28 protein-coding genes and 1 tRNA gene are annotated in these 26,453 nt (G+C 72.0%); 18 read left to right on the plus strand and 11 right to left on the minus strand.

Annotated features, from left to right (window positions below; all coding sequences use genetic code 11):
- Positions 1-31 precede the first annotated feature (31 nt).
- The 3 genes from crcB to ASG28_RS12680 are packed head-to-tail and all read right to left on the minus strand — an operon-like array spanning position 32 to position 1,375.
- Complete coding sequence (gene crcB / locus ASG28_RS12670) at positions 32-409, minus strand: fluoride efflux transporter CrcB (RefSeq protein WP_055975701.1); 378 nt, start codon at positions 407-409, stop codon at positions 32-34.
- Entirely contained in the window at positions 406-843 is a 438-nt protein-coding gene (locus ASG28_RS12675; RefSeq protein WP_055975704.1) for a fluoride efflux transporter FluC, read from the minus strand. Before ASG28_RS12675 ends, crcB begins: the two co-directional genes overlap by 4 nt.
- Before the next feature lie 13 nt (positions 844-856).
- Entirely contained in the window at positions 857-1,375 is a 519-nt protein-coding gene (locus ASG28_RS12680; RefSeq protein ID WP_055977601.1) for a universal stress protein, read from the minus strand.
- Positions 1,376-1,469: 94 nt separating this feature from the next.
- Here ASG28_RS12680 and ASG28_RS12685 point away from each other — a divergent pair, with 94 nt between their 5' ends.
- Positions 1,470-2,153 carry an SOS response-associated peptidase gene (locus ASG28_RS12685; protein WP_055975707.1) on the plus strand — a complete coding sequence of 228 codons (684 nt, stop codon included), beginning with the start codon at positions 1,470-1,472 and terminating at the stop codon, positions 2,151-2,153.
- Between the two features lie 81 nt (positions 2,154-2,234).
- Here ASG28_RS12685 and ASG28_RS12690 read toward each other — a convergent pair whose 3' ends face one another.
- The 6 genes from ASG28_RS12690 to ASG28_RS12715 are packed head-to-tail and all read right to left on the minus strand — an operon-like array spanning position 2,235 to position 10,407.
- On the minus strand, positions 2,235-2,816 hold the full coding sequence (locus ASG28_RS12690) for a hypothetical protein (protein ID WP_055975709.1): 582 nt from the start codon (positions 2,814-2,816) through the stop codon (positions 2,235-2,237).
- Complete coding sequence (gene eccCa, locus ASG28_RS12695) at positions 2,813-6,775, minus strand: type VII secretion protein EccCa (protein ID WP_055975712.1); 3,963 nt, start codon at positions 6,773-6,775, stop codon at positions 2,813-2,815. The genes ASG28_RS12690 and eccCa overlap by 4 nt, the downstream gene beginning before the upstream one ends.
- The gene (locus ASG28_RS12700; RefSeq protein ID WP_055975714.1) at positions 6,772-7,758 is read right to left on the minus strand and encodes a hypothetical protein; all 987 of its coding nucleotides are present in this window, start codon (positions 7,756-7,758) and stop codon (positions 6,772-6,774) included. The genes eccCa and ASG28_RS12700 overlap by 4 nt, the downstream gene beginning before the upstream one ends.
- The gene (locus ASG28_RS12705) at positions 7,755-9,077 is read right to left on the minus strand and encodes an EsaB/YukD family protein (protein ID WP_055975716.1); all 1,323 of its coding nucleotides are present in this window, start codon (positions 9,075-9,077) and stop codon (positions 7,755-7,757) included. Before ASG28_RS12705 ends, ASG28_RS12700 begins: the two co-directional genes overlap by 4 nt.
- A complete protein-coding gene (locus tag ASG28_RS12710) occupies positions 9,074-9,403 on the minus strand; it encodes a hypothetical protein (RefSeq protein ID WP_055975719.1) in 330 nt (109 codons plus the stop codon). Before ASG28_RS12710 ends, ASG28_RS12705 begins: the two co-directional genes overlap by 4 nt.
- Positions 9,400-10,407 carry an RDD family protein gene (locus ASG28_RS12715; protein ID WP_055975723.1) on the minus strand — a complete coding sequence of 336 codons (1,008 nt, stop codon included), beginning with the start codon at positions 10,405-10,407 and terminating at the stop codon, positions 9,400-9,402. Before ASG28_RS12715 ends, ASG28_RS12710 begins: the two co-directional genes overlap by 4 nt.
- A 272-nt stretch (positions 10,408-10,679) precedes the next feature.
- Here ASG28_RS12715 and ASG28_RS12720 point away from each other — a divergent pair, with 272 nt between their 5' ends.
- The 11 genes from ASG28_RS12720 (at position 10,680) to ASG28_RS12770 (ending at position 18,302) form a co-directional block, all read left to right on the plus strand.
- Complete coding sequence (locus ASG28_RS12720) at positions 10,680-11,021, plus strand: WXG100 family type VII secretion target (RefSeq protein WP_307785006.1); 342 nt, start codon at positions 10,680-10,682, stop codon at positions 11,019-11,021.
- A 12-nt stretch (positions 11,022-11,033) separates the two neighbouring features.
- Positions 11,034-11,342, plus strand: coding sequence for a pore-forming ESAT-6 family protein (locus ASG28_RS12725; protein WP_043595262.1), 309 nt, complete (start codon positions 11,034-11,036; stop codon positions 11,340-11,342).
- 9 nt (positions 11,343-11,351) lie between these two features.
- Positions 11,352-12,443: a DUF6177 family protein gene (locus tag ASG28_RS12730; RefSeq protein ID WP_055975726.1), complete on the plus strand. Its 1,092-nt coding sequence runs from the start codon at positions 11,352-11,354 to the stop codon at positions 12,441-12,443.
- On the plus strand, positions 12,433-12,822 hold the full coding sequence (locus tag ASG28_RS12735) for a hypothetical protein (protein WP_055975729.1): 390 nt from the start codon (positions 12,433-12,435) through the stop codon (positions 12,820-12,822). The genes ASG28_RS12730 and ASG28_RS12735 overlap by 11 nt, the downstream gene beginning before the upstream one ends.
- Positions 12,819-13,175 carry a DUF6507 family protein gene (locus ASG28_RS12740; protein ID WP_055975732.1) on the plus strand — a complete coding sequence of 119 codons (357 nt, stop codon included), beginning with the start codon at positions 12,819-12,821 and terminating at the stop codon, positions 13,173-13,175. The genes ASG28_RS12735 and ASG28_RS12740 overlap by 4 nt, the downstream gene beginning before the upstream one ends.
- Complete coding sequence (locus tag ASG28_RS12745; RefSeq protein WP_055975735.1) at positions 13,175-15,616, plus strand: DNA/RNA non-specific endonuclease; 2,442 nt, start codon at positions 13,175-13,177, stop codon at positions 15,614-15,616. The genes ASG28_RS12740 and ASG28_RS12745 overlap by 1 nt, the downstream gene beginning before the upstream one ends.
- The gene (locus ASG28_RS12750; RefSeq protein ID WP_137846903.1) at positions 15,606-16,088 is read left to right on the plus strand and encodes a hypothetical protein; all 483 of its coding nucleotides are present in this window, start codon (positions 15,606-15,608) and stop codon (positions 16,086-16,088) included. Before ASG28_RS12745 ends, ASG28_RS12750 begins: the two co-directional genes overlap by 11 nt.
- A 54-nt stretch (positions 16,089-16,142) precedes the next feature.
- Positions 16,143-16,667, plus strand: coding sequence for a T6SS immunity protein Tdi1 domain-containing protein (locus tag ASG28_RS12755; protein ID WP_157485721.1), 525 nt, complete (start codon positions 16,143-16,145; stop codon positions 16,665-16,667).
- Between the two features lie 224 nt (positions 16,668-16,891).
- A complete protein-coding gene (locus tag ASG28_RS12760; RefSeq protein ID WP_055975741.1) occupies positions 16,892-17,365 on the plus strand; it encodes a hypothetical protein in 474 nt (157 codons plus the stop codon).
- The gene (locus ASG28_RS16495; protein ID WP_157485722.1) at positions 17,362-17,853 is read left to right on the plus strand and encodes a hypothetical protein; all 492 of its coding nucleotides are present in this window, start codon (positions 17,362-17,364) and stop codon (positions 17,851-17,853) included. Before ASG28_RS12760 ends, ASG28_RS16495 begins: the two co-directional genes overlap by 4 nt.
- On the plus strand, positions 17,850-18,302 hold the full coding sequence (locus tag ASG28_RS12770; RefSeq protein WP_055975747.1) for a hypothetical protein: 453 nt from the start codon (positions 17,850-17,852) through the stop codon (positions 18,300-18,302). Before ASG28_RS16495 ends, ASG28_RS12770 begins: the two co-directional genes overlap by 4 nt.
- Before the next feature lie 32 nt (positions 18,303-18,334).
- Here the strand turns inward: ASG28_RS12770 and ASG28_RS12775 are convergent, their stop codons facing one another.
- Both ASG28_RS12775 and ASG28_RS12780 read right to left on the minus strand, forming a co-directional pair.
- Positions 18,335-18,934, minus strand: a complete 600-nt coding sequence (locus ASG28_RS12775) for a hypothetical protein (RefSeq protein ID WP_055975750.1) — start codon at positions 18,932-18,934, stop codon at positions 18,335-18,337.
- A 104-nt stretch (positions 18,935-19,038) separates the two neighbouring features.
- A tRNA-Leu gene (locus ASG28_RS12780) sits at positions 19,039-19,122 on the minus strand.
- Positions 19,123-19,230: 108 nt separating this feature from the next.
- Between ASG28_RS12780 and ASG28_RS12785 the strand changes: the two genes are divergently transcribed.
- The 6 genes from ASG28_RS12785 (at position 19,231) to ASG28_RS16955 (ending at position 26,410) form a co-directional block, all read left to right on the plus strand.
- Positions 19,231-19,944: an FhaA domain-containing protein gene (locus tag ASG28_RS12785; protein WP_054145701.1), complete on the plus strand. Its 714-nt coding sequence runs from the start codon at positions 19,231-19,233 to the stop codon at positions 19,942-19,944.
- Positions 19,941-20,462 carry an FHA domain-containing protein FhaB/FipA gene (locus tag ASG28_RS12790; RefSeq protein WP_055975752.1) on the plus strand — a complete coding sequence of 174 codons (522 nt, stop codon included), beginning with the start codon at positions 19,941-19,943 and terminating at the stop codon, positions 20,460-20,462. Before ASG28_RS12785 ends, ASG28_RS12790 begins: the two co-directional genes overlap by 4 nt.
- Before the next feature lie 6 nt (positions 20,463-20,468).
- A complete protein-coding gene (locus tag ASG28_RS12795; protein ID WP_055975755.1) occupies positions 20,469-21,716 on the plus strand; it encodes a PP2C family protein-serine/threonine phosphatase in 1,248 nt (415 codons plus the stop codon).
- Positions 21,717-21,801: 85 nt separating this feature from the next.
- Positions 21,802-23,157 carry an FtsW/RodA/SpoVE family cell cycle protein gene (locus tag ASG28_RS12800; protein ID WP_055977604.1) on the plus strand — a complete coding sequence of 452 codons (1,356 nt, stop codon included), beginning with the start codon at positions 21,802-21,804 and terminating at the stop codon, positions 23,155-23,157.
- Entirely contained in the window at positions 23,157-24,632 is a 1,476-nt protein-coding gene (locus tag ASG28_RS12805) for a peptidoglycan D,D-transpeptidase FtsI family protein (RefSeq protein ID WP_055975757.1), read from the plus strand. Before ASG28_RS12800 ends, ASG28_RS12805 begins: the two co-directional genes overlap by 1 nt.
- Positions 24,629-26,410, plus strand: a complete 1,782-nt coding sequence (locus tag ASG28_RS16955; protein WP_055975760.1) for a serine/threonine-protein kinase — start codon at positions 24,629-24,631, stop codon at positions 26,408-26,410. Before ASG28_RS12805 ends, ASG28_RS16955 begins: the two co-directional genes overlap by 4 nt.
- The last annotated feature ends 43 nt before the right edge of the window (positions 26,411-26,453 follow it).

The following is a 26,453-nucleotide window of genomic DNA, read 5'->3' on the forward strand; positions in this document are numbered from 1 at the left end:
GGCCGGCGGGCCCGTCAGGCCGACGAGCCCCTCAGGCCAGCGAGCCGAGCCACAGGCCGAGGGACGCGACGCCGACGCACGCGACGAGCATGCCCAGGCCGTTCGCGATCGCGGCCCCGCGTCGCCCGGCGGCCAGCAGTCGCACCGTCTCGACGCTCGCGGTGCTGAACGTCGTGTACCCGCCGAGCAGGCCGGTGCCGAGGACGGCCTTCCACTCGGGCGCGACGACCGCCTGCAGGGCGAGGCCGGTCAGCAGCCCCAGCGCGAACGAGCCCGACACGTTGATGACGGTCGTGCCCCACGGGTAGGCGGCGCCCAGGCGATCCTTGACGAGGCCGTCGACGACGAAGCGCGCGGCGGCACCGATCCCACCGGCCGCCGCGACGGCGACGACGAGCAGCGGGCTCACGAGGCGCGCCCGGCGAGACGTGCGCCGACCCGGATGCCCGCCGCCGCGGCGAGCACCCCGACCACCAGGCTCAGCAGCCCGTAGAGCGCGGCGACGGCGAGGTCGCCTCCACCTGCCCCGGCGAGCTGCGCGGTCTCGGTCGCGAGCGAGCTGTAGGTCGTGAACCCGCCGAGGACGCCCGTCCCCACGAAGAGTCGGGTCCGGCGGTGCCCGCCCTCGTCGGGCCCGGAGCGCAGCAGCCGCTCGAGCAGGACGCCGAGCACGAACGCCCCGACCACGTTGATCGCGAAGATCGCCGTGTCGAACGCACCCCACGACGGCACCACGAGCGTGACCCCGACCCGCGCAGCCGTCCCGAGGGCGCCGCCCAGCGCCACGAGGGCGATCAGGGACGGACGGAGGTGCGGGGCGCGAGGGCGCGCAGCCCCCGTCACCGGCGGCCTCGCGTCACAGTTCGTCCTCCCACGGCAGCGTCTGGCTGCGGGGGACGGGGGCGAGCGGCACGACGACGACCGGGCGGTGCTGACGGTGACTGAGGTGCAGGGCGACCGAACCGGCGAAGAACTCGCGGACGCTGCCTCGCAGGCCGGCCTCGCGACTGCCGACGACGATCAGGGGGGCGTCGAGCTGCTCGGCCAGGCGCGACAGGCACTGGGCGGGGTCGCCGGCGACGACCGAGGTGCGCAGCTCGACGCCGCGAGCCGAGGCGATCGGCCGCAGCCGCGCCTCCAGGTCGGCGTCGAAGGACAGCGTCTCGCTGTAGTCGTCGGGGTCGAGGGGGTACGACAGGACGGTGCCGTCGATGCCCTCGGCGAAGGCGAGCCGGTCGGGCTCGACCGAGACGCACAGCAGGCCGGTGCCGAAGCGTGCCGCCAGGTCGGCCGCGGTCGCCACCACGGACTCGCCCGAGTTCGGCACGACGCCCACGACGACGAAGCCGCGGGCGGGGTTCTGTTCGTCGGACATGGTCACCACCCTCTCACCGCGTCGCCGACCCGTGCGGCGCCACGGCGACAGTGAACCACCGTCACGCCCCTCCGCGGAAGAGCAGACTGTCGGCATGTGCGGTCGCTACGTCGTTGCCCGGGCCACGTCCGATCTGCTGCCGAGCCTGCTCGACGGCCTGGGGCCCCTGCCCGACGACTTCAACGTCGCGCCGACGACGGTCGTGCCGGTCGTCCGCGAGCGGCACGGCGAGCGGCAGCTGCCCGGTGCCCGGTGGGGCTTCGTGCCGTCGTGGTACCCCGACCTGAAGAAGCGGCCGCAGCCGATCAACGCGCGCATCGAGACCGTGGCGACGAGCGGCATGTTCCGTCGGGCGTTCGCCACGAGCCGGTGCATCGTGCCCGCGCAGGGGTACTACGAGTGGGTCGTGACCGAGACGGGCAAGCAGCCGCACTACGTGCACCAGCCCGACGCCGGGCTCGCCATGGCCGGTCTCGTCACCGCGTGGCCCGACCCCGCCAGGGCCGAGGACGACCCCGACCGCTGGGTGCTCTCGACGACGATCATCACGCGTGACGCCCACGTGGCGCCGGGCGAGGTCCACGACCGGATGCCGGCCTGCCTGACGCCCGACTCGTACGACGACTGGCTGGGCGACGGCCTCGACGCCGACGAGCTGCTGGCGCTGCTCGACCGGGACTCGTTCGAGGTCGCCCACGACCTCGTGCAGCACGAGGTGAGCCGCGACGCGAACAACGTCCGCAACAACGGCCCGCACCTCATCGACCCCCTGCGCTGACGCCCCTCGGACGAGGAGGCGCGGCCCGCGTCCCAGCCGGAGGCGCGGTTCGCGTCCCAGCCGGAGGCGCGGCCCGCTGCCTCAGCGCGCGTCGCGGTGACTCGCCAGGCGTTCGCGCAGGTAGGACACGAGTTCGCCCTGGGCCCGTCGGGACTCCCGGGTCAGTCGGTTGAGCGGCACGCGACCGCCCGCCGCCAGTGCGGGGTCGCGCGGGACGACGACGAGCGAGCGTCGGCCGAACTCGTTCTGCAGTGCCTCGCTCGAGCGCGTGGTCCGGTGCTCACCGAAGACGCCGACGACCACGAGCATCACCCGGCGCAGGCCGCCGACCCCGTGTCGCTCGCGGATCCGAGCGAGGACCCGTTGGGCGTCGGCGAACCCGACCGGGGTCGTCGGGGCAACGACGACCCCGAACACGCTCGTGTCGTCGAGCAGGTCGAGGAGGGCGCCGTCGGCGTGGGCACCGAGGTCGTGCAGGGTCAGCTCGTGGTCGACCCGTGGCGCGTCGTCGCCCCCGGTCAGCCGGGACCCGAGGTCCCCGCCCGAGTGGTCGACCAGCCGGGGCACCGACTCCCCCGAGAGCTGGGTGAAGAGCAGGGCCGTGACCGTCGTCGTCCCGACGCCGCCGGCGACTCCCGCCACGACGACCGTCCGGCCCGTCACGAGCCCGCTCCGGCGGCGTCGGATCGCTCGGTTTCGGCTCGCGCCTCGGCCTCGAACCGTGCCACCTGGACGATGCGCGGCGCCTGGCCCCGACGGACCAGCCGGCCACGACCGGCGGTCATCTGCTCGGCGTAGACCTGCGGCACGATCGGTCCCTCGCTGCGCTCGCCCGACATGATGAACGACGACCCGCCCGTGTCGCGCAGCGTCTGCAGCGCCGGGTCGTAGAGCGCCCGTGCCGAACCGGCGACCGGCCGGCTGATCAACACGTGCAGCCGGAGGTCGCGTGCCGACGGCAGGAACGGCAGCAGCGGCTTGAGCGGCTCGGTGCCACCCGAGGCGACGATGTCGTAGTCGTCGATCACCACGACGATGCGGGGCCCGGCGTCGCGGTCGCCGGCCTGGCGCTTGGCGAGCTCGTCGGCGACAGCGACGGCGAGGGCACGGGCGTCCGTGCTCGTCGAGGCATGACCACCGAGATAGTCGTCCGGCACCTCGGAGACCAGGTCGCCGCGGAGGTCCATGAGGGCCACGACGAGCTCGTCCGGGGTCGCCCGGTCGACGAAGCCGCGGACGAGTCCGCGCAGCAGGGTCGACTTCCCGGCCTTCGAGTCGCCGAAGACGAGCAGGTGCTGGTCGGCGCCCGGGTCGAGGGCGACCGGCTGCATGGTGTCCTGCCGCAGGCCGAACGGGATGGCCTCGGGCTCGTCCAGCGCGTCGGGCAGCTCGTCCGGCGAGAGCTCGGTGGGCAGCAGGCGGATCGGTGCCGCCGCGGGGCCGTTCCAGCTCGCCGCCGACCGGCGGGCGAGGGCCTCGAGTGCGTCGCCGACCTCGTCGTCGTCCGTGTCGTCCAGCACCGGCAACGCCACCTGGGCGAACAGGTTGTCGTCGGTCAGGGCCCGACCGGCCTGGTCGGCCCGGATGGTCTGGGCCAGCTTGCGACCGATCACCGAGTCCGCCGGGTCGTTCAGGTGCAGTTCGACCCGGGTGCCGACCAGCGGTTGCTGCGCCATCCGCAGTTCGTTCCACCGCGTCATCCCGAGTACGACGTGCAGGCCGTAGCTGCCGCCGCGCAGCAGCAGGTCGCCGAACGCCGTCTCGAGCTCGGCGAAGTCACCCCGCAGCTGACCGGTGCCGTCGACGACGAGCACCACGTCGGCCGAGATCAGCTCGGGCACCTCGCCCGCCGCGTGCAGTCGACGCAGCATGGCGAGCGAGTCGATGCCGTGGTCGCGGAACACGCGCTCCCGGGTCGTCAGCATGGCCGCCAGTTCTTCGAGCAGGCGCAGGAGGCGGTCCTTGCTCGCACGTGTCGCCACGCCGCCGACGTGCGGGAACCCCTCGATCCGGCCCAGTCCCCCACCCGTGAGGTCCATGCCGTAGATGCCGACCTCCTGGGGCGTGTGCGTCAGGGCCAGCGAGGCGACGAGAGTACGCAGGAACGTGCTGCGACCGGTCTGTGGCGCCCCGATCACGGCCACGTGTCCGCCGGCCCGAGCCAGGTCGAGCAGCCACGGGTCCTGCCGCTGGCGCGCCGGGTCGTCGAGCAGTCCCATCGGCACCCGCAGGCCGCCGGCCTGGTCCGCTCCGACCACCCGCGAGAGCGCGAGCCGGTCGGGCAGGGGCGGCAGCCAGACGGGGTCGACGTCGGTGCCGCCGCCCATCAGGCGGTCGACGGCCTCGTCGATGACGGCGCGACCGACGTCGGGGCGCGAGAGCTCTTCCTCGCCGCCCTCGTCGTCGCCCCCCGCGATGCCGTTGAAGGTCGGCAGCAGCAGGGCGGTCGGCCGCGCGTCGTCGCCGGCGAGCGAGCGGGCGGCCTCGGTCGGCAGGGGGCCCGACACGTAGCCCGCGCGGAACCTCCGGTACACCGAGGTGTCGACCTTGAGGAAGCCGAACCCGGGGACCGCGGGGAGGTGGAACGCGTCCGGTCGGTCGAGCACGATCGAGCTCTCGGCCTCGGAGAAGGTCCGCAGGCCGATCCGGTACGAGAGGTAGGTGTCGAGGCCGCGCAGCTTGCCCGCCTCGATGCGTTGGCTCGACAGCAGCAGGTGCACGCCGATCGACCGTCCGATGCGCCCGATGGTGAGCAGCAGGTCGACGAACTCGGGCTCGGCCGTGAGCAGCTCGCCGAACTCGTCGATCACGACGAAGAGGTGCGGCATCGGCGGCAGCTCGGGGCGGCCGACGCGCAGCTCGCGGTAGTGGCTGATCGACGACGCCCCGCCGGCGTCGCGCAGCTGCTCCTGACGCCGGACGACCTCGCCCTGGATGCTGACCCGTGCGCGTTCGGTGAGCTGCGCGTCGTCGGCCAGGTTGTCGATCAACCCGGCGACGTGCGGCAACCCCGCGAACGGAGCGAACGCCGCGCCTCCTTTGTAGTCGACGAGGACCATGCTGAGGTCGTCGGGCGAGTGCGACAGGGCCAGGCCGAGGACGAGCGTGCGCAGCAGCTCGCTCTTGCCCGAGCCGGTCGCGCCGATGCAGATGCCGTGCGGGCCCATGCCGAGCTGCGCGGACTCCTTGAGGTCCAGCAGGACCGGCGCCCCGAAGTCGTCGATGCCGATCGGCACGCGCAGGAAGTCCCGCGGCGAGCGCGGCGTCCAGGCCGTCGCCGGCGTCAGCGTGGTCACGTCGTCGATGCCGAGCAGGTCGGTGATCTCGACGGCCTGGGCCGAGTCGACCTCGTCCTGCCGGCTGAGGCTGAGTCGCAGGGGGGTGAGCGTGCGGGCGACGGCCTCGAACAGCTGCGGGGTCGTGGCGTCGATCGTCGCCGTCTGCACGCGGACCTGGCCGTCCTCCTCGACGCGGGCGTCGGTGACGACCGCCTCGTCGCCCTCGACGGTGATGCGCAGCGTGACGTCGGACGGCTCGTGCAGGCGGTCGCTCAGCAGGTGGACGGTCGTCACGCCGAGGTCGGTCAGCGAGAGGTCGGCGTCGGGCACCGGGATGCTCGAGGCGACGTGCCCCCAGTCGTCGACGAAGACGACGAGGCGCGATCCCTCGGTGCGCGCCGTCGTGCCGATCGAGCGCTTCGTCGTGGCGGCCTCCTGCGCCCGGTCGCCCAGCTCGCCGCCGATGACCGAGAGCAACGAGGAGGCGCTGGTCGCGACCCGTCGCGCCGGCACCGGTCCGTCGTACAGCGAGTCGTCCACGGCGTGCGGGACGAGGTCGAAGCCGCGCCAGTCGTCGGCCGCGCTCTCGGGGAACGCCGCGGCCAGGTGCACGTCGTCGGGCGAGTGCAGGGCGGCGAGCTGGAGGATCATCGAGCGCGCGACCCGGAGGGCGGACTCGCGGTCGCCCAGCACCGCGACCGACCCGGCCCGGTCGAGGTCGACCGTGATGGGCATGCCCCGGACGGTCGAGAGGTGCTCGACCACGGACTCGGCCTCGCTGGCCATGATCGGGTCGAAGGGCTGCACGGGGTTCGGGTCCTCGGGGACCGACATCGGGAACCAGGTCAGGTCGCCCTCGCCGATCCGCACCGAGAGGAAGTCGTCGTGCTGGCGACGGCGTTCCCAGAGTCGCGCGGGGTCGCGCACCAGCTCGAGCAGGGCCGCGGGTTCGGGGTCGAGCACGGCCGCCGTCGCCCGGACGGCCCGGGCCTTGGTGCGCATGCGCGACCGCAGCCGCTCGAGGAAGTCGAGGTAGCGCTCGCGCTGCAGGCGTCGCTGCCGCGCCGCGTTGCCCCGCTGGCTGAGGGTGACCGCGAGGCCGCCGACGAGGGCGACGATCAGCAGCACCGCGCCGACCAGCAGGAAGAGCGGGTTCGAGCTGCCGCGGTAGACGACGATCATGACGACGCTCGAGAGGGCGCCCACGACGGGCAGCAGGGCCTGCACGGGCACACCGCCGACCTTGCCGTCGGCCAGCTGGGGCGGTGGCGTGATGTCCTCGTGCTCGGCGGGCTGGACGGGTCGCGTGATGCGCGTGGGCCGGTGGACGAGCTTGACGGTCATCGTCGGGCCTCCTGGTCGTCGGCGATCGCCGGACGGGCGTCCCGCCCGCGGGCCTGACGGCGCTCCGAGGGGCGGCGCTCCGAGGTGCCGGGGTCGGCCGCGGAGGGGGCCGGGCCGGGGCCGTCGACGGGCGGGGTGCCCCTCGGGACCGACGGGGCGTCGAGGGGCAGCAGTGCCGCGGCGAGGCGGGCGTAGGCGATCCGGGTGCGGGTGCCGAGTGCCGCGCTCGACACCGGCCGGCCACCGGAACGGGCCGCGTCGTAGGGCACGCGCACGACGGGCACGGTGGGGTCGTCGCCGACCGTGACGGGGGCCGCGCGACCGGCGTCGCCGACGTCGACCAGGGCGATGACCACCTCGGGCCGGTCGGGGTGGTCCTTGATCGCCGGCACGAGTGCCGCGGCCTCCTCGGCGGCGTGGCGGTCGGCGCGGGCGACGATGCAGACCGTCCGGCTCGCCGACACCACGTCGGTGAGGTCGGCGCGCCAGTCGCGCACTCCCCAGTCGGTCACGACGAGGTCGAAGAACCGACTGATCGGCGTGACCTCGTCGAACCAGCCGGCCGCGGCGGCCACGGCCCGGGACTCGCCCCGGGGGTCGAGCGAGAGGGCGTACAGGCCCGAGGGCGTGCGGGGCAGGCCGTCGACGGCGTCGACCGACCGACGGGCCGTCCGCCTCCGTGAGCTCGGCGCCGCACTCGAACCGACCGGCGCACCGGCCTGCCAGAGCATCCCGCGGGGGCCGCGCGACGCGTCCACGCCGAGGACGAGCCCGGGACGGCGCCGGGCGAGCAGGGCAGCGACGTAGCCGGCGGTCGAGCTCGCCCCGGCTCCGCCCCGCGCCTGCACGAAGCCGATGCGGCGCGACACCGGCAGCGGTCGCCGGACGATCTCGTCGACCGTCGTCACCTCGTGCACCCGGGCGCTCACGCTGCCGAGCAGGGCGAGCGGCGCCGACCGGACGAACGCGTCGAAGGCGCTCACGAGAAGGCCCCGAGCAGGTCGGCGTAGACGCCGAACACCCCGAGCAGGACGGGCAGCAAGGCCACGACGCCCAGCGCCTCGACGAAGTTGCCCACGCGGCGCAGCGAGGCGCGCTGGTGCGCGACCGGGTCGACGCCGCCGGCCACGACCGCGACCACGACGCCGGCCGCGAACAGGACGACCACGAGCCACCCGGGAGCGAGCGGTTGCACGAGCAGACCGCCGAGCAGGCCGATCAGGGCGGCGGCCCAGAGCACCCAGCCCTGGGCGGCGATCGGCAGGGCCCGGGTGCGGGCCGCGACGACGAGCACGACGGCGACCCCGAGGCCGACCTGCCACAGGTCGGCCGACCCGACGGACGAGACGGCCGTGACGGCCACGGGCCCCGCCACGGCGAAGGTCGACCAGGTCAGGGTGCGGTAGGCGTCGCCGACCGTCAGCAGCACCTCGTCGCGGCGGCCCCGGCGCCCGTCGACCACCTGGTCGTCGAGACCGGTCAGGCCCGAGGCGCTCATGGCGAACCACGGCAGCAGACCGCAGACGACGACGGCCAGCACGGCGCCGACGCCCACGGCACCCGCGTCGGCGACGCCGAGCGACCGCAGCACGATCGGCACGGCACCGAGCACGACGCCGAGGACGCCGCCCCACCACGCGGACCGGGAGCCGAGACCGGCGCCCGCGCCGAGCGCCAGCGCGACCCAGGCGAGCACGATCACGGCGAGCGCCACGTCGACCGGCGGCAGCTCGAGGGCCGGGACGGCTCCGAGCACGACCGCCAGGGGGGCCGCGCAGCCGAGGGCGACCGAGGTCGCGGCGACGGCGAGCCAGCGGCCGCCGAAGCGACCGGACACGACGGCGACCACGACGGCGAGTCCGTAGACGATCGTGAGCGTGCCGACGGGATCGACGTCGGACGCCCGGGCCAGCACCGTCGAGAGGGCCAGCGAGAGCAGGCCGATCGCGACGGCCGCCGTGGCCGTGCGCGACCGTCGCGTCCACAGACCCGGTCGGCTGGCGAGCGACTCGGCCAACACGTCGGTGACGTCCGCGACCTCGGGCGGCGGGGGCGCGGCGTCCTCGCGCAGCAGCCGGAGCAGCTCGCCGTCGACGATGCGCTGTTCGGCGACCGACAGCGAGGTGTCGAGCTGCTCCCCCGTCGAGCGGACGAGCGTCAGCGGGCGAGAGACGGCACCCGGGCGCTCGTCGAGCAGCTCCATCAGCCGGGGGATCAGACCACCGATCGGCTCGTCGGCGGGCACGACCATCTCGGCCTTGCGCGCCGTGCCGACGATGGTCAGCCGGGTGTAGTCGGTCATCGGGGCTCCGTCGTGGGGGTGGGGTCGGGGACGTCGGTCGACGCGGGAGAAGGCGACGGCGAGCCGGTGACCGGCACCGCGCCTCCTGACCCTCCGGTGGTCTGCGACTGGGTCGCGCGCTGGTCGGCCAGCACCGAGAGCACGAAAGAGGTGCCCGCGCAGCCCGCGCAGGCGACCGCCGCGATGACCAGGCTCACGATCAGGCGACGCACGTTGTCGTTGACGAGTCGACGCTCGTCGAGTTCGCCGAACAGGAGGGCGGAGACCAGGCGGGCGCGGTGCGTCTTGACGGTCTCGAGCAGGACGACGTCGCGGTCCCCGCTCATGCGTCCACCACCCCCGACGGCTGCACGGTGAGGGTCCGTTCGCCGAGCTCGACGACGTATCCCGGTGCGGCCGGCCCGCGCAGGCCCGCCACGAGCGGTTGGCGCGTGCCGTCCGGCGCCACGAGGGACGAGCCGTTGGTCGACCCGAGGTCGGTGACCCACAGCACGGCGCCCTCCCACGCGAAGAGGGCGTGGGTCTTGGTGAGGCTGCGGGCGAGGTCCGCCCAGGCGAAGACCGGGTGCTCCTCGCCCTCGCGGTTGACCGGGGCGCGGCCGATCAGCAGGGTCGACTCGAGGTCGAGGCGTTCGCCGCTGTCGAGCTCGAGGACGATCGACGGCGCGGCGGTCGCGGGGCGGCCCTGGCCGGTGCGCCCGAAGGTGTTCTCGTCGGGCCGTCCCGCGGCGTCGAGCGGGTCGGTCGGGTGGGGCGGCAGCGGAGCGGAGGCCGCGGCGGGCAGGGCAGGCCTCTGCACGAGCGGCGGCGACGACGTCATGGGATCGCGGCCGCGCCGCAGGTCGACCGTCACCGCCTGACGACGGATGCTGAAGCGCCCGCGCCGGTCGACCCTCAGCACGGCCGGCGGGCGACCGGTCAGGTCGTCCACGGTGCGCAACGAGAGGAGCAGTCGGCCCACCGAGCGACCGCCGCGCACGTAGAGCACGACGTCGAGCGCCACGAAGGCCAGGGCGACGACGACGACCGCGACCTCGACGGGGACGGGGACGAGCGCCGCGCCGGCCGTGGCGGACGAGGCGCCCGTGGCCACGCCGACGACGAGGACACCGAGCAGGAGGAGGGGCACTCCCCAGTCGATGGCGACCGCGCTGCGACGCCTCGACGGGGTCGCCGTCTGCACGCCCGCGAGCAGACCCGAGTAGGTGCCGATGGCGCTGCCGGTGGCCGCCGAGACGATCCGTACGCCGCACCAGAAGCACCACGTCGCGCCCGAGCCGAGCGGCTGACCACAGCGCCCGCAGCTTCGCGCGCCCACCAGTGCGCCCACGCTTCCGCCTCTCGCCTGCGGGGTTCCGGACCAGGTCGTCGTGGCCGACGAAGAGCGACCGTCCGCGTCCCCGGAGCGCACGATCGGCCCCAGGCTAGCCGACCCCGTGTCCCCCGGTGAGACACCCGTTCCGGGGTCGACACCCCCCTGTCCCCCGCCCCGGTCCCCCGACATGTACCCCGCGAACGGGTGGCGATCGAAACGGAATCGTGATTTCCTCATGAGTCGACCCGTGACGGGTCGCCATCAGATCGAAGCAAGGGGAGAACGACATGATGAAGTTCGCCATGGGGAGCGAGACCCTCACGCAACTGAGCCAGAAGACGAGCGGGGCCGGCGACGACCTCGGTGCGCTCGTCCGCCAGCTCGCCGACGCGGCCGCGCCGCTCGAAGGCCGCTTCAACGGAGCCGGCCGCGCCGCCTTCGACCGGTTCAAGGGCGAGGTCGACGGCATCTCCGTCGAGCTCAACGCCGCCCTGTCGTCGGTGCTGACCGGCATCACGGGCCAGAACCGTGCCTTCGTCGAGGGTGAGCAGCAGATCGCCGACGAGACCACCTCGGCCCAGTCCGGTGCCGGATTCGAGAGCGCCCGCTTCGGCGGATCGCGCGCATAAGGGGGAACGACCATGGCCAACGCAACCGACCGCCGCGACTTCGACCTCGGAGCCTCGGGCAATGCCCAGGACAACTTCAACGCCGTCGCGAGCCGCCTCGAGGCGCTCATCACGCAGCGCGACTCCGACGTCAAGACCGCCATGGCGGACTACCAGGCCGACGGCTCCAGCGAGGAGTACGCGGGCAAGGAGCAGCGCTGGAACCGCGTCGCCACCGAGGTGCGCACGATCATCAACACCCTCCGCCAGTCGCTCGCGTCGAACGACGAGTCGGCCCAGACCGCCATGCAGCGGGCCAAGGCCGCCGTCGACGGCATCTAGGCCACGCCCGTGAGCGACTCACGGGCGACGACCCTGCCCCACCCGCTCGCCGACGCGAGCGGGCCGGGGTGGATCGCGACGGTCAGCACCGCCCCCGTCGTCGGCCTGACCTCGGGGCGGCAGGCCCTGCTCACCGACGCGACCCGCGCCGGTGTCCGCGTCGTCGTCGTCACCCACGACGACGCCCGGCTGAGCTGGGCGTTGTACCAGGCCCTGCGCCTCGTCGCCGGGGCCTGGCTGGTGCGCGACGCCGACGGCCACCTCCGCCACGCGATCGGCGGTGCCCGGGTGGGGTCGTACGACGAGGCCCTGCTCGATCCCCTCACCGACCCGGTCGACCGGGCGGCCGGCGTCACGGCGCCCGCCGACCAGCTCGCGCTGCTGCCGCAGCCGGCCGTCGAGACCACGCGCCCCTGGCTGCAGTTCTCCGTGGCCGTGCACCACACGGCCAGGGCCGAGGCCCTGACCGGCTCGACGACGGAGGCGCTGGTCACCGCGGTCGCGGGCGTCGCGCCCACCGTGTGGGGCACCTCCGAACCCCCCGCCACCGTCTGGGACCGAGGTCGCATCACGGCCCTGGCCCGGGCGCGCATGCCGCGGGACTCCCGGGTGCACGTCGCGGGCTCCGCACCCGACGGCACGGTCTGGACCGGCACGATCCGCATCGCGCGCAGCGAGACCGGCCTGACCGAAGAGACGCGGCTGCTGTTCGCGCTGCCCGAGGCGACCGGCGTCGACGACGCGACCCGCGCCTCCTCGGCTCTGCGCAGCCTGTCCGAGCGGCAGCAGGTGCTGCTGGCGACGGCGTGGAGCCTGCGCGGCGCCGCCGACGCGACCATCACGCCCTACCGCCCCACCACGCCGCAGCCCCTCGCCGCGGTGGTCGGCGCGCGGGCCGTGCGCCGCCTGGGCCTCGACGCGGCCTCGTTCGCCGTCGAACACGGCGGGACCACGACCGGCAACGCCCGCACCCCCTCGCTCGTGGTGCCGTTCGGCGCCGACGCGACCCGGTGGCAGCGCTTCGCGGCGGCCCTCGACGCGATCGGCCCGGGGGTCGTCGCGGACGCCCTCGTCCCTCCGGCGGTGCGCCGTGCCCCGTGAGTTCGTGATCCTCTCGGCCGAGCCCGTGACGGCCGTCGAGGTCGTCACCGCGGCCGCGGCCGTCGACGGCGGCCTCGGTGCCGGGCGCCTCTGGCAGGGCGGCGGCATCCAGATCGCGTCCGGCGAGGGCCTGGTCCTGGCCGTGCTGCGCAGCACACAGCTCGAGGACCCCCGGGAGGCGCGGCGCGGCCTCGGCCTGCCGGTGACCGACCCGGCGTCCCAGGACCACCCCGCGGGCCGACCGAACGACCACCCCGCCACCGACCGCTGGTGGACGGAGGCCTACGGCCCCTTCGACGGGCCTCTCACCCAGGCGCTGGCCCGGCGCCTGGCCGACGACGTGCAGGGCACCCTCGTGACGACAGGAGACGACCGATGAGCTCGTGGAGCATCCAGACCGACGGCGTGGTGAGCGTCCTGACCAAGGTGCAGGGCTCGGCCGAGACGTTCGCGGCGACCTTCACCGGCGTCGAGACAGCCCAGACCGAGCTGAACGCCGGCGTGGGCAGCGACATCCTCGTGTCGTCGGCCGTGGCCGTCGTCGACCTGATCTCGTCCGAGACGAACCGCGTGCAGGGCATCAACGCGCGCATCCTCGCCTGCGCGACCGGGGCGGGTGACGCGACGCTGGCCTACGTGAACGGCGACGAGGAGATGGCCGCGCAGACGCAGGCCGCCGCCGTGCAGGCCGCCGAGTCGGGCGACCTCAGCTTCTTCGAGGGGGGTCGCTGATGGCCACGAAGGGGTCGCTGATCGCACCGTCCGAGTTCTACGGTCTCGACATCGTGCCCGAGTCGATCGCGTCGGCGGCGGAGGGCTACAAGACCACGTCGACCGCGGTCACGACGAACGCCGAGGCCGTGATGACCGACTGGTCGGGGCTGTCCGCGTCGTACACCGCACCCGAGGGGCCGCAGTTGTTCGCCTCGATGGACCCGGTGCGCACCGACGCCGAGGCCGTCGCCGGCAAGCTCTCCACGGTGGCCGACCTCCTCGAGACGCTCGCCGAGTCGGTCACGGCACCGGTCGCGCGCATCAAAGAGCTCGTGACCGAGGCGAACGCCTTCCGCGCGTCGGTGGCCGGCGGCGTGACCCTCGACTTCTACGACCCCGACAACCCGCTCTTCCAGGCCAGCCAGATGAGCGGCGGCGGGGTGCCGATCGTGCCCGAGGGCCAGGGCGAGACGACCATCCCGTGGAACGAGCACACACCGTCGGTCGAGCGCAACAACGAGCTGCAGTCGCAGTACAACGCCGAGATCGCGAAGATCGACGCGGCCCGGGTCGAGTTCGAGAACGGCGTCAACGCCCTGCGTGACGACCTCTGCGTGGCTCCGCAGACCGCCGTGACGGGTGAGCAGCTCGACCTCGCCGAGGACAACCCGTGGGGTGCCCAGGGCAAGGGCGAGCGGTCGTGCCAGGAGTCGGTCGGCGACGGACTCGTCGAGTTCGGCACCAGCTTCGTCGAGGGCACCGTGTCGCTCGTCGGCTTCGACGCCGCGAACGGCTGGAAGCACGACTGGTCGTTCGCCGGCGAGGCGTGGACCGGCATGCTGACCGGTCTCGGCGCCCTCGCCATCACGGTGGCCTTCCCGGTGGCGCCCGCCCTGGCGAACCTGCCCGACTCGGCCGTACCGGAATCGCTGCGCGGCCTCCGCGACAACTACAAGCAGACGATGGACGGCATGGTCGGCGGAATCGTCGGCACGCCCGAGCAGTGGGAAGAGGACCCGGTCGCCGCCGGCACCTTCGCGGTGGCGAACGTCGCCTCGTTCTTCATCCCGGGTGCGGGCCAGGTCGGAGCGGGCCTCAAGGTCGGGTCGGGCGCGGCCCGGGCGGCGACCCTCACCGGCCGGCTGGCCGAGGTGGCGGAGGACGCGTCGCACCTGCCGAAGGGCCTGTCACGGGTCGAGGACCTCGTCGCGGAGTTCGGCGAGCACGCCGGCGGCCTGTCGAAACTCGACGACCTCGACGGTCTGACCGACACGATGGCCGCCCTCGAGCGCATGACCGACGTCGAGTTCTCCGGTCTCACCGGCGCCCTGAAGGCGGGCGAGACCGTCGACTTCGGCTCGCTGTCGAAGCTCGAGGACTTCGCCGACTACGGCGACCTCGGTCGAACAGCCGAGGAGGCGCGGGCCGCGTCCGCCACGCACGCCGACGCGTCCGCCCACGCGGGTGGTGGCACCGGCTCCGACCCGGCCGCCGGTGCCGCCCGCGCCGCCGACCCCGGATCGGGCGGCACGACGCTGCTCGAACGTGGCGACGGCGGCGGGGCGTCCGATGCCGGTCGGGCCGACGGTGCCGGATCGAGCGATGCAGGTCGGGCCGACGGCCCTGGGACGAGCGACGCAGGTCGCGCGGACGGCCCTGGGACGGACGAGCCCGGTCGGGCCGACGGTCCCGTCGACGGCGCGGGTGCAACCCCTGACCGGTCAGCCGGTGGCGGCCATGACACGGACATCGGGGAGCTCGACCTGTCGGGCCCTGACCGGACGCCCACCCCGACCGAACCGACGCCGCACGCCACACCGGCCGTCGAGCACCACGTGACGGTCTCGGGCTCCGACCTGCCGACGAAGGAGAAGCCGTTCGCCCACGGTCAGGTCCTCGCCCCGGACACGGCGTACACGGTGCCTGGCCGGGGTGTGTTCTCGACCGACGCGACAGGTCGCATCGTCCACGTCGAGACCGAGTACGGCGGCAAGGGCAACCTGAACTACGACCTCATGGAGCCTGCCGCGGACACGACCTACGTCGTCGGTGGAAAGCACGTCTACGTCACCGACCATGCCAGCCGCACGGTGCTCGCCGAGTTCGACGACCTCCAGCTCGGCGATGCCGACCGGTCCGAGTCGGTGCAGAAGCGCATCGGCAAGGAGGGCGGTGTCGGGTACGAGGGAGGCCACCTCCTGGCCAACATGTTCGGCGGCGGCGGCGAGAAGATCAACATCGTGCCGATGCTCCGAGAGGTCAATCGCGGCCGGGGCCACTCCTTCGGTAACCTCGAACGCGAACTCCGGCAAGCCCTGACCGCGTCCGACGGAGGCGCCGCCGACCTCAAAGTGCTTCCGGAGTACGAGGGCACGAACACAGTCCCGACCGGTGTCCAAGTCAAGATCCAGGCTCACGGTCAACCGCTACGACAGGAGTTCTACGACAATGTCCGGTGACGACAAGGTGAAGTCGGGTCTCGAAGCAGAACGTGATGCACTGAGAGAACTGGGTTCGCAGCTCCTTGCACTGATTCCTTCGGGTTCCGACCGCATCCGCATGCAGACAAGCATGGCTCGGGGTGTGATGGCCGGCGAGACGTTGCTCTTCGCAGCCGACGGCTCCCAGGAGTCGGCTGCTCCCGCGCGACGCACGTTCGAAGCGGCTCGTCGACTGAGGCGCCTGATGTACAAGCCAGGGGCAGGCACGTGGTTCACCGCCGTCTTCACCGTGACGGCCGCCGGGAAACTCAGCGCACAGTACGACTACGACAACGAACCCGAACTAGGTCACTTCGGTGCCGAGGAATATCGTGCCGACTTCGAGGATTTTCCCCGGACTGCCGAGAACACGCCCGAGTGGCTCGCCGCGATCCTCGCGGGTGCGCCCACCCGGCACGACCTCGTCGGCCGTGACGAGGGTCCCGTCTGAGAGTCGAGACATGGACTCGCGCAACAGGGCTGGAGTCACGTGACGCAGCCGTTGATGCCAGGGCCTCCACTGTCCTCCGCCAGCCTCGACGCCGCTGTCGAGCGTCTTCCCGACGACGTCGTGGCCCTGTGGCGTGACCACGGGCTGGGCGCGACGGCTGACGGGTACCTGCGCATCGTCGACCCCACCGCGTGGCAGGACGTCCTCGCCGAGGTCGCACCTCGATTCGCGGCGGCCACGCCCCTGATGTCGTCCGCCCTCGGAGACCTGGTCGTCTGGCTCGACGGCCGAGCGCACCTCCTCGAATTCCGACGGGGCACGAGCCGGATCATCGCCAACAGGCTCTCGACGCTCCTCGTCATCCTCGGCTACGAGTCGTTCCTGGCCGACCCCGACTACTTCGACTGGAGCCCTTTCCCGGAGGCGCGGGAGCGTCTCGGGGTGCCCCGCTCCCACGAATGCTTCGGTTTCAGCCCGCTGCTCGCCCTCGGAGGCCGACGATCTGCTGCGTCCCTCGAGGTCGTCGACATGCGCGAGCACGTCCTCCTGATCTCCTCCGTCGCGGGCCCACTGCCGTGACTCACGCCAGCGGCACAGACGCCGCATGCTCGCATCCATGTGCACGTGAGGTGGGGCTGTCGGTCGCGACCGCGCAGTCGACAACGGGCGGGACCCTGATCCTCGTCGGAGGCGGCGCATCGCCCGATGCCCACCTCGAGGCATGCCTCACGACCTCGAGAGAACTGGCGGACTCAGGAGTACTCGGGCCCGTGCCGTCCGCTCACGACTCGGAGCCCCACGGCATGCCTGCCGAGAGGGACGCACTCCGCATCCTCGGCAAAGCGCTCCATGCCGTCATCCCGCGCGACCACGATCGAGTGATCGCCCGGATCAGCGTGGTCGGCGGAGTGACAGCCGGCACGATCGAGCTGCATGCCGCAAACGGCAGCTCGACCTCTCTCTCGTCCGGTCGTGGCGTCTTCCGGGCGGCCCGCGATCTCCGGAGGGTCATGAGCAAACCCGAAGCCGGGACGTGGTTCACGGGCGTGTTCACCGTCACCGCCGGGGGGAAGCTCAGTGCGAGGTACGACTACGACCACGAGTCCGAGCCCGGGTCTTTCGCCGCCGAGGCGTACCGCGCCGACTTCGACGAGTTCCCCCGCACGCCGAAGAACACCCCCGACTGGCTGGCCGCCATCCTCGCCGGTGCCCCGACCCGCCACGACCTCGTCGGCAGGGGTGGCACACATGAGCCGAAGGGAGAACCCGAGTCATGACACGACATGAGAACCCACCCGGACTCGAGCAAGGGCGCTCTGCGCCGAGAGGGGTCGGTCTGGCTCTTCATGGCGAGATCGCAGCGGGCTTCGATCGCATCGAGGCCGAGATCAGCATCGTCGGTGGTGTCTCCTCCGGAAAGAAGCGCCTCTACCGCCCGGACGGGACGGACGACTCCATCATGGGCACGAGGGACTCCACCCTCCGTGCTCGTGAACTCAGAGAGGCCATGTACAGGCCGGGGGCCGGAACATGGTTCACCGCCTGGTTCACGGTCACGGCGGAAGGGAAACTCCGCACGCGATTCGACTACGACAACGAACCCGAACTGGGCCACTTCGCCGCCGAGGCCTACCGAGCCGACTTCGACGAGTTCCCCCGCACCCCCGAGAACACCCCCGACTGGCTCGCCGCCGTCCTCGCCGGTGCCCCGACCCGCCACGACCTGGTCGGCCGAGCCGACGGTGGCGGCGGGGCCGAGCGATGAGCGAACACGACGGCGGCGGCGTGCCGACCGAACGTGATGCCCTCCGTCGGGTGGGTCTCGCCGTCCACCGCATGATGCCTCGAGGCTCCGTCCGGGCGGAGTTCGACTTCTCCGAGGTCGGAGGCGTCCGGGTGGCATCCGTGGGTTTCTTCGACGAGGCCGGCCACGAGTCGTCCACTCCCGACACGGACGAGGCGGGCGCCGCCGCCTCCGACCTCCGACGGCTCATGTACCGAGCCGACGTCGGATCGTGGTTCAGCGCCCGCTTCCGGGTCACCGCCGCCGGCAAGCTCGGCACCTCGTTCGACTTCGACCACCGCGCTCCTCACACCTGGATCGACGACCAGGCCTACCTCGACGATCTCGAGTCGTACCCACGGCCCGCCGAGGCGATCCCTGGCTGGCTCGCCGCCGTCATCGCCTCGCGATCGACCGGAGGCTCTCCGTGACCGGCCTCACGGGCTGATCGGGCCGAGACGCCTCAGAGCGGCAGCACGGCCTCGAGGGCGAGCGGGTCGCCGTCGATCGCGATGTCGTTGAGCTGCCGGCCGACGAACTCCGCGGCCTCGACCGTGTCCGACTCGATCCGGTGCCCCGTGCCTTCGACGACGAGCGCCCAGGTGACCGGCCCCCCGGAGGCGCGAGTCACCTCGAGACGGCAGCGCGTCAGTTCGCGGTCCTGTCCGAATCGCATGTCCGACAGGTCGGCGATGACCATGCACTCGAGGTCGTCGAGGAACCCGTGAAGGGTGGCGTCCCTCGCGATCTCGAGCCGCGCCTCCTCGTCGAGGTCGTCGGCGGACGAGGTGAACCGCGTGCCCTCGACGGTCCGGACGATCCACGAGACGTGGTCGCCGACGGTGACGAAGGACTGCATGCTGCTGATCCTCGGCCCGATGTCGGCGTGCGCGTACACCGGGGGCAGGTCGGTGACGCTGACCACGACGCCGTCGCGGCGACCCACCACGCGGCGGTCGGAGTCGACGACGATGCGCTGGTTGCGGGGCACCCACGGAGCCTTCGGGAACTCGTCGAAGAGCACCTCGTCGAATTCGAACACGACCCCGCTCTGCTGGCTCATCGCACCAGCCAAGCACCTACGGGCCGGTGAGCAGACCCCGAAACGGGCCGGGAGCGGGCCCGAGAAAGTGAAAAGGCCCACCCGGAGGTGAGCCTTCACGTTCGTGCGCGAGGGGGGACTTGAACCCCCACGCCCTTTCGAGCACTGGCACCTGAAGCCAGCGCGTCTGCCAATTCCGCCACTCGCGCGAACTCGTAGACTTTAGCACGCGTCGGAGGCCCGGAAGAGCAGCGGTGAGTACCTTTCACTCGTTCGGGCTAAGATCGGGCGACCAGAGACCCCGAACCTGGAGACCCATGGGACTGCTCGACAATTTCGAACGCGGGTTGGAGCGTGCCGTCAACGGTGCCTTCGCCAAGACGTTCCGTTCGGGCGTGCAACCACTCGAGATCACGAACGCGCTGCGCCGCGAGCTCGACACCAAGGCTGCCGTGGTCTCGCGCGACCGGATCCTCGTGCCCAACGAGTTGCAGGTCCGCCTGGCTCCGATCGACTACGACAAGATGTCGGCCATCGGTCCGGCCCTGATCGACGAGCTCACCCAGCTGACGCAGCGCCACGCCACCGCCCAGGGGTACCAGTTCGCCGGCCCGCTCGGCATCCGCCTACGTGAGGACGACTCGCTGAGCGTCGGCATCATGACCGTCGACTCGCGCAACCTGCGCGGCGAGGTGCAGTGGAAGCCGTTCGTCGAGATCGACGGCAAGCGCCGCGAGCTCAGCGGCGCCCGCACCATCATCGGCCGCGGCAGCGACGCCGACATCACCGTGCAAGACACGGGGACGTCCCGCCAGCACGTCGAGATCCTGTGGGACGGTTCGCGGGCCCAGGTCCGCGACCTCGGTTCGACGAACGGCTCGAAACTCAACGGCAACCCGCTGACGAAGGCCCCGCTGCAGCCCGATTCGGTGATCCAGATCGGTCGTACGCGTATCGTGTTCCGCGTGCTCCCCCAGTCATCGACGCCCGACCCCTTCGACGGGCCCGACTCGACGGGTGGCCGACGATGACCTCAGCCCTGACCCTCCTGGTGCTCCACTTCGGCTTCCTGGCCGTCCTGTGGCTGTTCGTCTTCGTGATCGTGTTCGCGCTGAGAAGCGACCTGTTCGGGCAGCGGGCGCGCAAGATGCCCGCCGACGCCACACCCGGCAAGGCGAGCTCGACCGCCACCGCGCCTCCTGCACCCGCTCCGCGCGCCGCGCCCGCCGCGCCGGTGCCGACCCCGCAGGGTGACGGCCGCGCCACGCGCCTCGTCATCACCAAGGGCGCCAAGGCGGGCCTCGAGATGCCGCTCGGCGACGGTCCGCTCACGATCGGGCGATCGCAAGAGAGCAACCTCGTGATCCGCGACGACTACACCTCGACCCACCACGCGCGCCTCATGCTCTGGAACGGCCGCTGGGTCGTCCAAGACCTCGACTCCACCAACGGCACGTTCCTCGCCGGTGATCGCGTGTCGGTCCCCACCCCCGTGCCCACGGGCGCGACCGTGACGATCGGGCAGACGAGCTTCGAGCTCCGGCGGTAGGCCCTCATGACGACGCACGCCAAGAGTGCCGCTCTGTCCAACGTGGGCAAGATCCGGTCCAACAACCAAGACAGCGGCTACGCCGGCACGCAGCTGTTCGTCGTGGCCGACGGCATGGGCGGGCACGCGGGCGGCGACGTGGCCTCGGCCATCGCGATCCGACGGATCCGCGAGACCGACCGCGTCTACACCTCGCCGGGTGACGCCGAGTTCGCATTGCAGTCGTCGCTGATCGCGGCGAACCAGCTGCTGGCCGAGACCGTCTTCGAGCACCAAGAGCTCACCGGCATGGGCACCACCGTCAGCGCCATGCTGCGCGTCGGTGACAGCATGGCGATCGCCCACATCGGCGACTCGCGCATCTACCTGTTCCGCGAGGGCGAGCTCAGCCAGATCACGGCCGACCACACCTTCGTGCAGCGCCTGGTCGACAGCGGTCGCATCACGCCCGAAGAGGCGGCGGTCCACCCGCGACGCAGCGTGCTGATGCGCGTGCTCGGCGACGTCGACGCGGCCCCCGAGATCGACACGGCCACCCTCGGCACGCAGCCCGGCGACCGCTGGCTGATCTGCTCGGACGGCCTCAGCAGCTACCTCGCCGAGGAGCGCATCAAGAAGGCGCTGGCCATGGGCCTCGACGCCGAGCAGACCGCCCGGCGCCTGGTGAAAGAGACGCTCGACCACGGCGCCCCCGACAACGTGACCGTGGTCATCGTCGACGTCGACGAGTCGGGCGACTCGGCCCTCGACGAGCCCGTCACGGTCGGGTCGGCCGCCGCGCCCCTCAGCTTCGACAGCGACGCCGGCCGCAAGCAGCTGCGCCTGCCGACGATCCTGCTGCACCCGCTCAAGGTCGCCACGACGCCGGAGGACAGCCACTTCGAGCCCGAGAGCGACGAGTACCTCGCCGAGCTCATCGCCGAAGACAAGCGTCGCCGTCGCCGTCGCCGCGTCACCTGGCTGACCGCCCTCGTCGTGGCGATCGCCGCGCTCGTCGCCGGGCTCGTGCTGACCTACCAGTGGACGCAGGACCACTACTACGTGGGCGAAGAGCGGGGCACGGTCGTCATCTACAAGGGCGTCCAGCAGAGCCTCGGGCCGATCGGCCTCTCGAGCGTCTACGAGACCACCGACGTCCAGGTCGACGACCTGCCGAACTACACGCAGACCACCGTCGAGGACACCATCAACGCCGGCTCCCTCGCGGACGCCCGGGCGATCGTCGAGAGGTTGGCCGATGCCAGCAACCCCTGACGCACCCGGCGGCGACGCGACCGAGGTCATCGGTCGCGTAGGAGGCGCGCGCAAGCCGTCCGCGAAGGCGTCGCGTCCCACGAACATGACGCAGGCGATCACGGTGCGCCTGCGCGAACCCGCACGTCTGCGCAACCTCGAACTGCTCATGCTGCTGATCGCCTGCGGCGTCGCGGCCGGAGCGATGGTTCTGGTCCAGCTCGGCGCGACCGGCGAGGTCGACCCGACCGTGCTGATCGCCGGCTCGATGGTGCTCGGCCTGGCCCTGATCTTCCACGTGGTCCTGCGCGTCGTCGCCCGCGAGGCCGACCCGTTCGTCATGCCGATCGCCGTGACCCTGAACGGCATCGGCATCGCCATGATCTACCGACTCGACCTGGCCGAGGGCCGCGAGGGCTGGGGTGCCCTGGGCATCAAGCAGATGGTCTGGACCGTCCTCGCCATGGTGATCTCCCTCGCCGTGCTGCTCGTGATCCGCAACTACCGGGTGCTCTCCCGCTACCGCTACATCGCGATGTTCGTGTCGATCGTCCTGCTGCTGCTGCCCCTGCTGCCGGGCATCGGGCGCGAGGGGCTGAACGCCCGCGTGTGGATCGACATCGGCCCGTTCTCGTTCCAGCCGGGTGAGATCGCCAAGATCACGCTGGCGATCTTCTTCGCCGGCTACCTCGTCACCGCCCGCGACAACCTCTCGCTGATGGGGCCGAAGATCCTCGGCATGCGGTTCCCGCGCCCGCGCGACCTCGGGCCGATCCTGATCGTCTGGCTCGTCGCCATGGGCGTCCTGATCTTCCAGCGCGACCTCGGCACCTCGCTGCTCTACTTCGGCCTCTTCCTGGTGATGATCTACGTCGGCACCGGCCGCGCGAGCTGGATCATCCTCGGCGTCGGGCTGTTCGTCGGCGGCGCCCTCGTCGCGAGCACCTTCCTGGGCTACGTGCAGGGCCGCTTCGCCGCCTGGCTCAACCCGTTCGCCCAGTCTGAGTACGACGCCGTCGGCGGGTCGTTCCAGCTCGTGCAGGGCCTGTTCGGCCTGGCGAACGGCGGGCTGATCGGCACCGGCCTCGGTCAGGGCCGACCCCAGACCACCCCGCTCGCCGAGAGCGACTACATCTTCGCCTCGCTCGGTGAAGAACTCGGCCTGACCGGGCTCTTCGCCATCCTGGCGCTCTACCTCCTGCTCGTCTCCCGCGGGTTCCGCATCGGCTTCGTCGGACAGGACGACTTCGGTCGCATGCTCGGGGTCGGCGTCGCCTTCGTCGTGGCCCTGCAGGTCTTCGTGGTCATGGGCGGCGTGACGAGGGTGATCCCGCTCACGGGCCTCACCGCTCCCTTCCTCGCCGCGGGCGGCTCGTCGCTCGTGGCGAACTGGATCATCGTGGCCCTGCTGCTGCGACTGTCCGACTCCGTGCGCAACCAACCGAGGCTGGTGATCGGCTGATGAACAAAGAACTCCGACGCGTGAGCTACGTGGTGCTCGCCATGTTCGTCGCGCTCTTCCTCTCGACGACCTACATCACGGCGTTCCAGGCCGACGCGCTGAACGCCGACGCCCGCAACTCGCGGGCGCTGCTCGCCAGCTACTCGGCCCAGCGCGGCCCCATCCTGGTCGGCGGCCAGGCGATCGCGCAGTCGACCCCCGTCGACGACCAGTACGAGTTCCAGCGCACGTACTCCCAGCCCGACCTCTACGCGCCCGTCACCGGCTACTACACCCTGGGCCAGGGATCCCGAGGCATCGAGGACGCCATGAACCGGTACCTCACGGGCAACGCGAACTCGCAGTTCTTCGACCAGGTCAACTCGCTGCTCACGGGTCAGGACCCCGAGGGGGCCACCGTCAACCTCACCCTCGACCCCGCGGTCCAGCAGGCCGCGTACGACGCGCTCGGCTCGAACTCGGGCTCGGTCGTCGCGATGGATCCCACGACCGGCAAGATCCTCGCCATGGTCTCGAAGCCCAGCTACGACCCCAACCCGCTGGCCAGCCACGATCGCCAGACCGTCACCGACGCCTACGACTCGCTGATCGCCGACCCCTCGGCCCCGCTGCAGAACCGGGCGATCCAGGGTGACCTCTACGCGCCGGGATCGACCTTCAAGCTGATCACGACAGCGGCGGCGCTCGAGAGCGGCGACTACACGCCCGACAGTGCGTTCCCCAACCCGTCGACGCTGACGCTGCCCGGCACCAGCACCAACATCAACAACGCCGAGGGCGGAAGCTGCGGCGGCGGTGAGACGGCCACGATCGCGACGGCCCTCCGCCTGTCCTGCAACATCCCCATGGCTCAGCTCGGCCAGGCCCTCGGGGCGAAGGCCCTGCAAGAGCAGGCCGAGAAGTTCGGCTTCGGCGACGACTCCATCGGCGTCCCCCAGGCCGTCACGCCGAGCCAGTTCCCCATCGAGGACTCCAAGGGTCAGGCCATCAACGACGCGACCCTCATGCTCCAGTCCTTCGGGCAGGGTTCCGACCGCGTGACGCCCCTGCAGATGGCGATGGTCTCGTCCGCCATCGCCAACGGCGGCACCGAGATGAACCCGACGTTGATCGAGAGCGTCCTGAACCCCGACCTGAGCCCGGTCGAGGATTTCTCGCCCTCCGAGTACGGCAAGCCCATCAGCTCCCAGACTGCGGCCACGATGACCGACATGATGGTGCAGGACGTCGCGAACGGTGCGGCGAGCAATGCAAGAATTGACGGCGTCGACGTCGCCGGCAAGACAGGAACGGCCGAGAACGGCCCCGGCGAGCCGTACACCCTCTGGTTCACCGGGTTCGCGCCTGCCGCTGACCCCGAGGTCGCGGTCGCCGTCGTCGTCGAGAACGGCGGCGGACAGGGCCAGTCCGCATTCGGCAACAGTGTCGCGTCACCGATCGCGAAGAAAGTACTAGAGGCGGTGCTGAACAAATGAGACCATCCGGCGGAGTCACCTTCGGTGGGCGTTACCAGCTGTCGACCCGAGTCGCCATCGGCGGCATGGGCGAGGTCTGGGAAGCCACCGACCTCGTCATCGGCCGCACGGTCGCCATCAAGATCCTCAAGGACGAGTACCTGGGCGATCCGGGCTTCCTCGAGCGCTTCCGCGCCGAGGCCCGCCACGCGGCCCTCGTCAACCACGAGGGCATCGCGAACGTCTTCGACTACGGCGAGGAAGAGGGCAGCGCCTACCTGGTGATGGAGCTCGTCCCCGGCGAGGCCATGTCGACGGTCCTCGAGCGCGATCGGGTCCTGCCCACCGACAAGGTCCTCGACATCGTCGCGCAGACCGCGTCGGCGCTTCAGGCCGCCCACGCCGCCGGTCTCGTGCACCGCGACATCAAGCCCGGCAACCTGCTCGTCACCCCCGACGGCCGCGTGAAGATCACCGACTTCGGCATCGCACGCATCGCCGACCAGGTGCCGCTGACGGCAACGGGTCAAGTCATGGGCACCGTTCAGTACTTGTCGCCCGAGCAGGCGAGCGGTCACCCGGCCTCCCCCAGCACCGACATCTACTCGCTCGGCATCGTCGCCTACGAGGCCCTGGCCGGTCGTCGACCGTTCACGGGCGAGTCCCAGGTCGCCATCGCCATGGCACAGATCAACGAGCAGCCGCCCGACCTCCCGTCGACGGTGTCCGAGCCCGTCCGCCGTCTCGTCCTGTCGTGCATCGCGAAGAAGCCGGGCGAGCGACCGGCGACGGCCTCGGCCCTCGCCCAGGCGGCTCGCGCCCTCCGCCGCGGCGACGTCGCCGCCGCGACCATCGCCGTGCCGGCCATCGGTGCGGCCGCCGCCACGCCCGCCGACGCGGCGACCCAGGCCTTCAGCGCCCAGGACGCCACGACGCAACTCTTCGATCCGATGGCCACCCGGGCACAGAGCGCCGCAGGTGGTGCGGCTGCGGGCTACGTGGCCGGCTCCGCCGACCCCGACGCCCTGCGCGACGGTGACGACGAGCCCGCCGACGAGAAGAAGCGCAGCCCTTGGTTCTGGCCGCTGATCGTCCTCGCCGTCCTGGCCGTCATCGCCCTCGTCGTCGGCATCGTCTTCGCGGTGGGCAACACCGACGACCCGGCGCCCGCGCCGACGACGTCGAGCTCCACGCCGTCACCGACCCGCACGACCCCGACACCCACCCCGACCCCGACGTCGGTGACGGTGTCCTCGGGTGACTACGTGGGGCTGACCGAGGCCGCGGCACGCGCAGCCCTCGAAGAGCTCGGTCTGCAGGTCGACTCGGCGGATGCCGGATCGAGTGCGCCGAGCCCCGACCAGGTCGGCACCGTCGCGAGCATCGATCCCACGGGTGCGCTCGAGAAGGGCTCCTCGGTGACGATCTACATCTACCGCGCAGCCCCGACCCCTGCCCAGCCCTCGACGCCCACCGCGACGCCGGGTCAGATCGCCGCCGGCGAGACCGCCACCATCAACTGGCCCGCCTACACGGGGTGCCCGACCGGCTATGCGCTCACCGGCTACTCGTACACGATCACCGGCGGCACCGACACCTCCGGTCAGTCGGCCGGCGGCCTCGGTGCGAACGCGACCTCCCTCACGGTGACGGCCTCGGCCGTCGGCAACCTCACGGTCAGCTACGTGGCCAACTGCGGTCAGATCGCGTCCGAGCCGTCGCCGGGTGTCACCATCACGGTGACGGCGCCGCCCACGACGCCCGCTCCGAGCCCCTCGGACGGATCCGACACCGAGTAGGCCCCTCTCGTGACCCCGGCGGACGAGTCGGCCGGGGTCACGA

Source organism: Frigoribacterium sp. Leaf415 (assembly GCF_001424645.1).
In the GTDB taxonomy this organism is placed as follows: Bacteria; Actinomycetota; Actinomycetes; order Actinomycetales; family Microbacteriaceae; genus Frigoribacterium.

What these genes read in the sequence shown, in the direction of transcription:
- ASG28_RS12680 (WP_055977601.1), bottom strand. Translation starts at nt 1,375, where the DNA reads ATGTCCGACGAACAGAACCCCGCCCGCGGCTTCGTCGTCGTGGGCGTC.
- ASG28_RS12685 (WP_055975707.1), top strand. Translation starts at nt 1,470, where the DNA reads ATGTGCGGTCGCTACGTCGTTGCCCGGGCCACGTCCGATCTGCTGCCG.
- eccCa (WP_055975712.1), bottom strand. Translation starts at nt 6,775, where the DNA reads ATGACCGTCAAGCTCGTCCACCGGCCCACGCGCATCACGCGACCCGTC.
- ASG28_RS12705 (WP_055975716.1), bottom strand. Translation starts at nt 9,077, where the DNA reads ATGACCGACTACACCCGGCTGACCATCGTCGGCACGGCGCGCAAGGCC.
- ASG28_RS12710 (WP_055975719.1), bottom strand. Translation starts at nt 9,403, where the DNA reads ATGAGCGGGGACCGCGACGTCGTCCTGCTCGAGACCGTCAAGACGCAC.
- ASG28_RS12720 (WP_307785006.1), top strand. Translation starts at nt 10,680, where the DNA reads ATGATGAAGTTCGCCATGGGGAGCGAGACCCTCACGCAACTGAGCCAG.
- ASG28_RS12725 (WP_043595262.1), top strand. Translation starts at nt 11,034, where the DNA reads ATGGCCAACGCAACCGACCGCCGCGACTTCGACCTCGGAGCCTCGGGC.
- ASG28_RS12740 (WP_055975732.1), top strand. Translation starts at nt 12,819, where the DNA reads ATGAGCTCGTGGAGCATCCAGACCGACGGCGTGGTGAGCGTCCTGACC.
- ASG28_RS12745 (WP_055975735.1), top strand. Translation starts at nt 13,175, where the DNA reads ATGGCCACGAAGGGGTCGCTGATCGCACCGTCCGAGTTCTACGGTCTC.
- ASG28_RS12750 (WP_137846903.1), top strand. Translation starts at nt 15,606, where the DNA reads ATGTCCGGTGACGACAAGGTGAAGTCGGGTCTCGAAGCAGAACGTGAT.
- ASG28_RS12755 (WP_157485721.1), top strand. Translation starts at nt 16,143, where the DNA reads ATGCCAGGGCCTCCACTGTCCTCCGCCAGCCTCGACGCCGCTGTCGAG.
- ASG28_RS12760 (WP_055975741.1), top strand. Translation starts at nt 16,892, where the DNA reads ATGCCTGCCGAGAGGGACGCACTCCGCATCCTCGGCAAAGCGCTCCAT.
- ASG28_RS16495 (WP_157485722.1), top strand. Translation starts at nt 17,362, where the DNA reads ATGACACGACATGAGAACCCACCCGGACTCGAGCAAGGGCGCTCTGCG.
- ASG28_RS12770 (WP_055975747.1), top strand. Translation starts at nt 17,850, where the DNA reads ATGAGCGAACACGACGGCGGCGGCGTGCCGACCGAACGTGATGCCCTC.
- ASG28_RS12775 (WP_055975750.1), bottom strand. Translation starts at nt 18,934, where the DNA reads ATGAGCCAGCAGAGCGGGGTCGTGTTCGAATTCGACGAGGTGCTCTTC.
- ASG28_RS12785 (WP_054145701.1), top strand. Translation starts at nt 19,231, where the DNA reads ATGGGACTGCTCGACAATTTCGAACGCGGGTTGGAGCGTGCCGTCAAC.
- ASG28_RS12790 (WP_055975752.1), top strand. Translation starts at nt 19,941, where the DNA reads ATGACCTCAGCCCTGACCCTCCTGGTGCTCCACTTCGGCTTCCTGGCC.
- ASG28_RS12795 (WP_055975755.1), top strand. Translation starts at nt 20,469, where the DNA reads ATGACGACGCACGCCAAGAGTGCCGCTCTGTCCAACGTGGGCAAGATC.
- ASG28_RS12800 (WP_055977604.1), top strand. Translation starts at nt 21,802, where the DNA reads ATGACGCAGGCGATCACGGTGCGCCTGCGCGAACCCGCACGTCTGCGC.
- ASG28_RS12805 (WP_055975757.1), top strand. Translation starts at nt 23,157, where the DNA reads ATGAACAAAGAACTCCGACGCGTGAGCTACGTGGTGCTCGCCATGTTC.
- ASG28_RS16955 (WP_055975760.1), top strand. Translation starts at nt 24,629, where the DNA reads ATGAGACCATCCGGCGGAGTCACCTTCGGTGGGCGTTACCAGCTGTCG.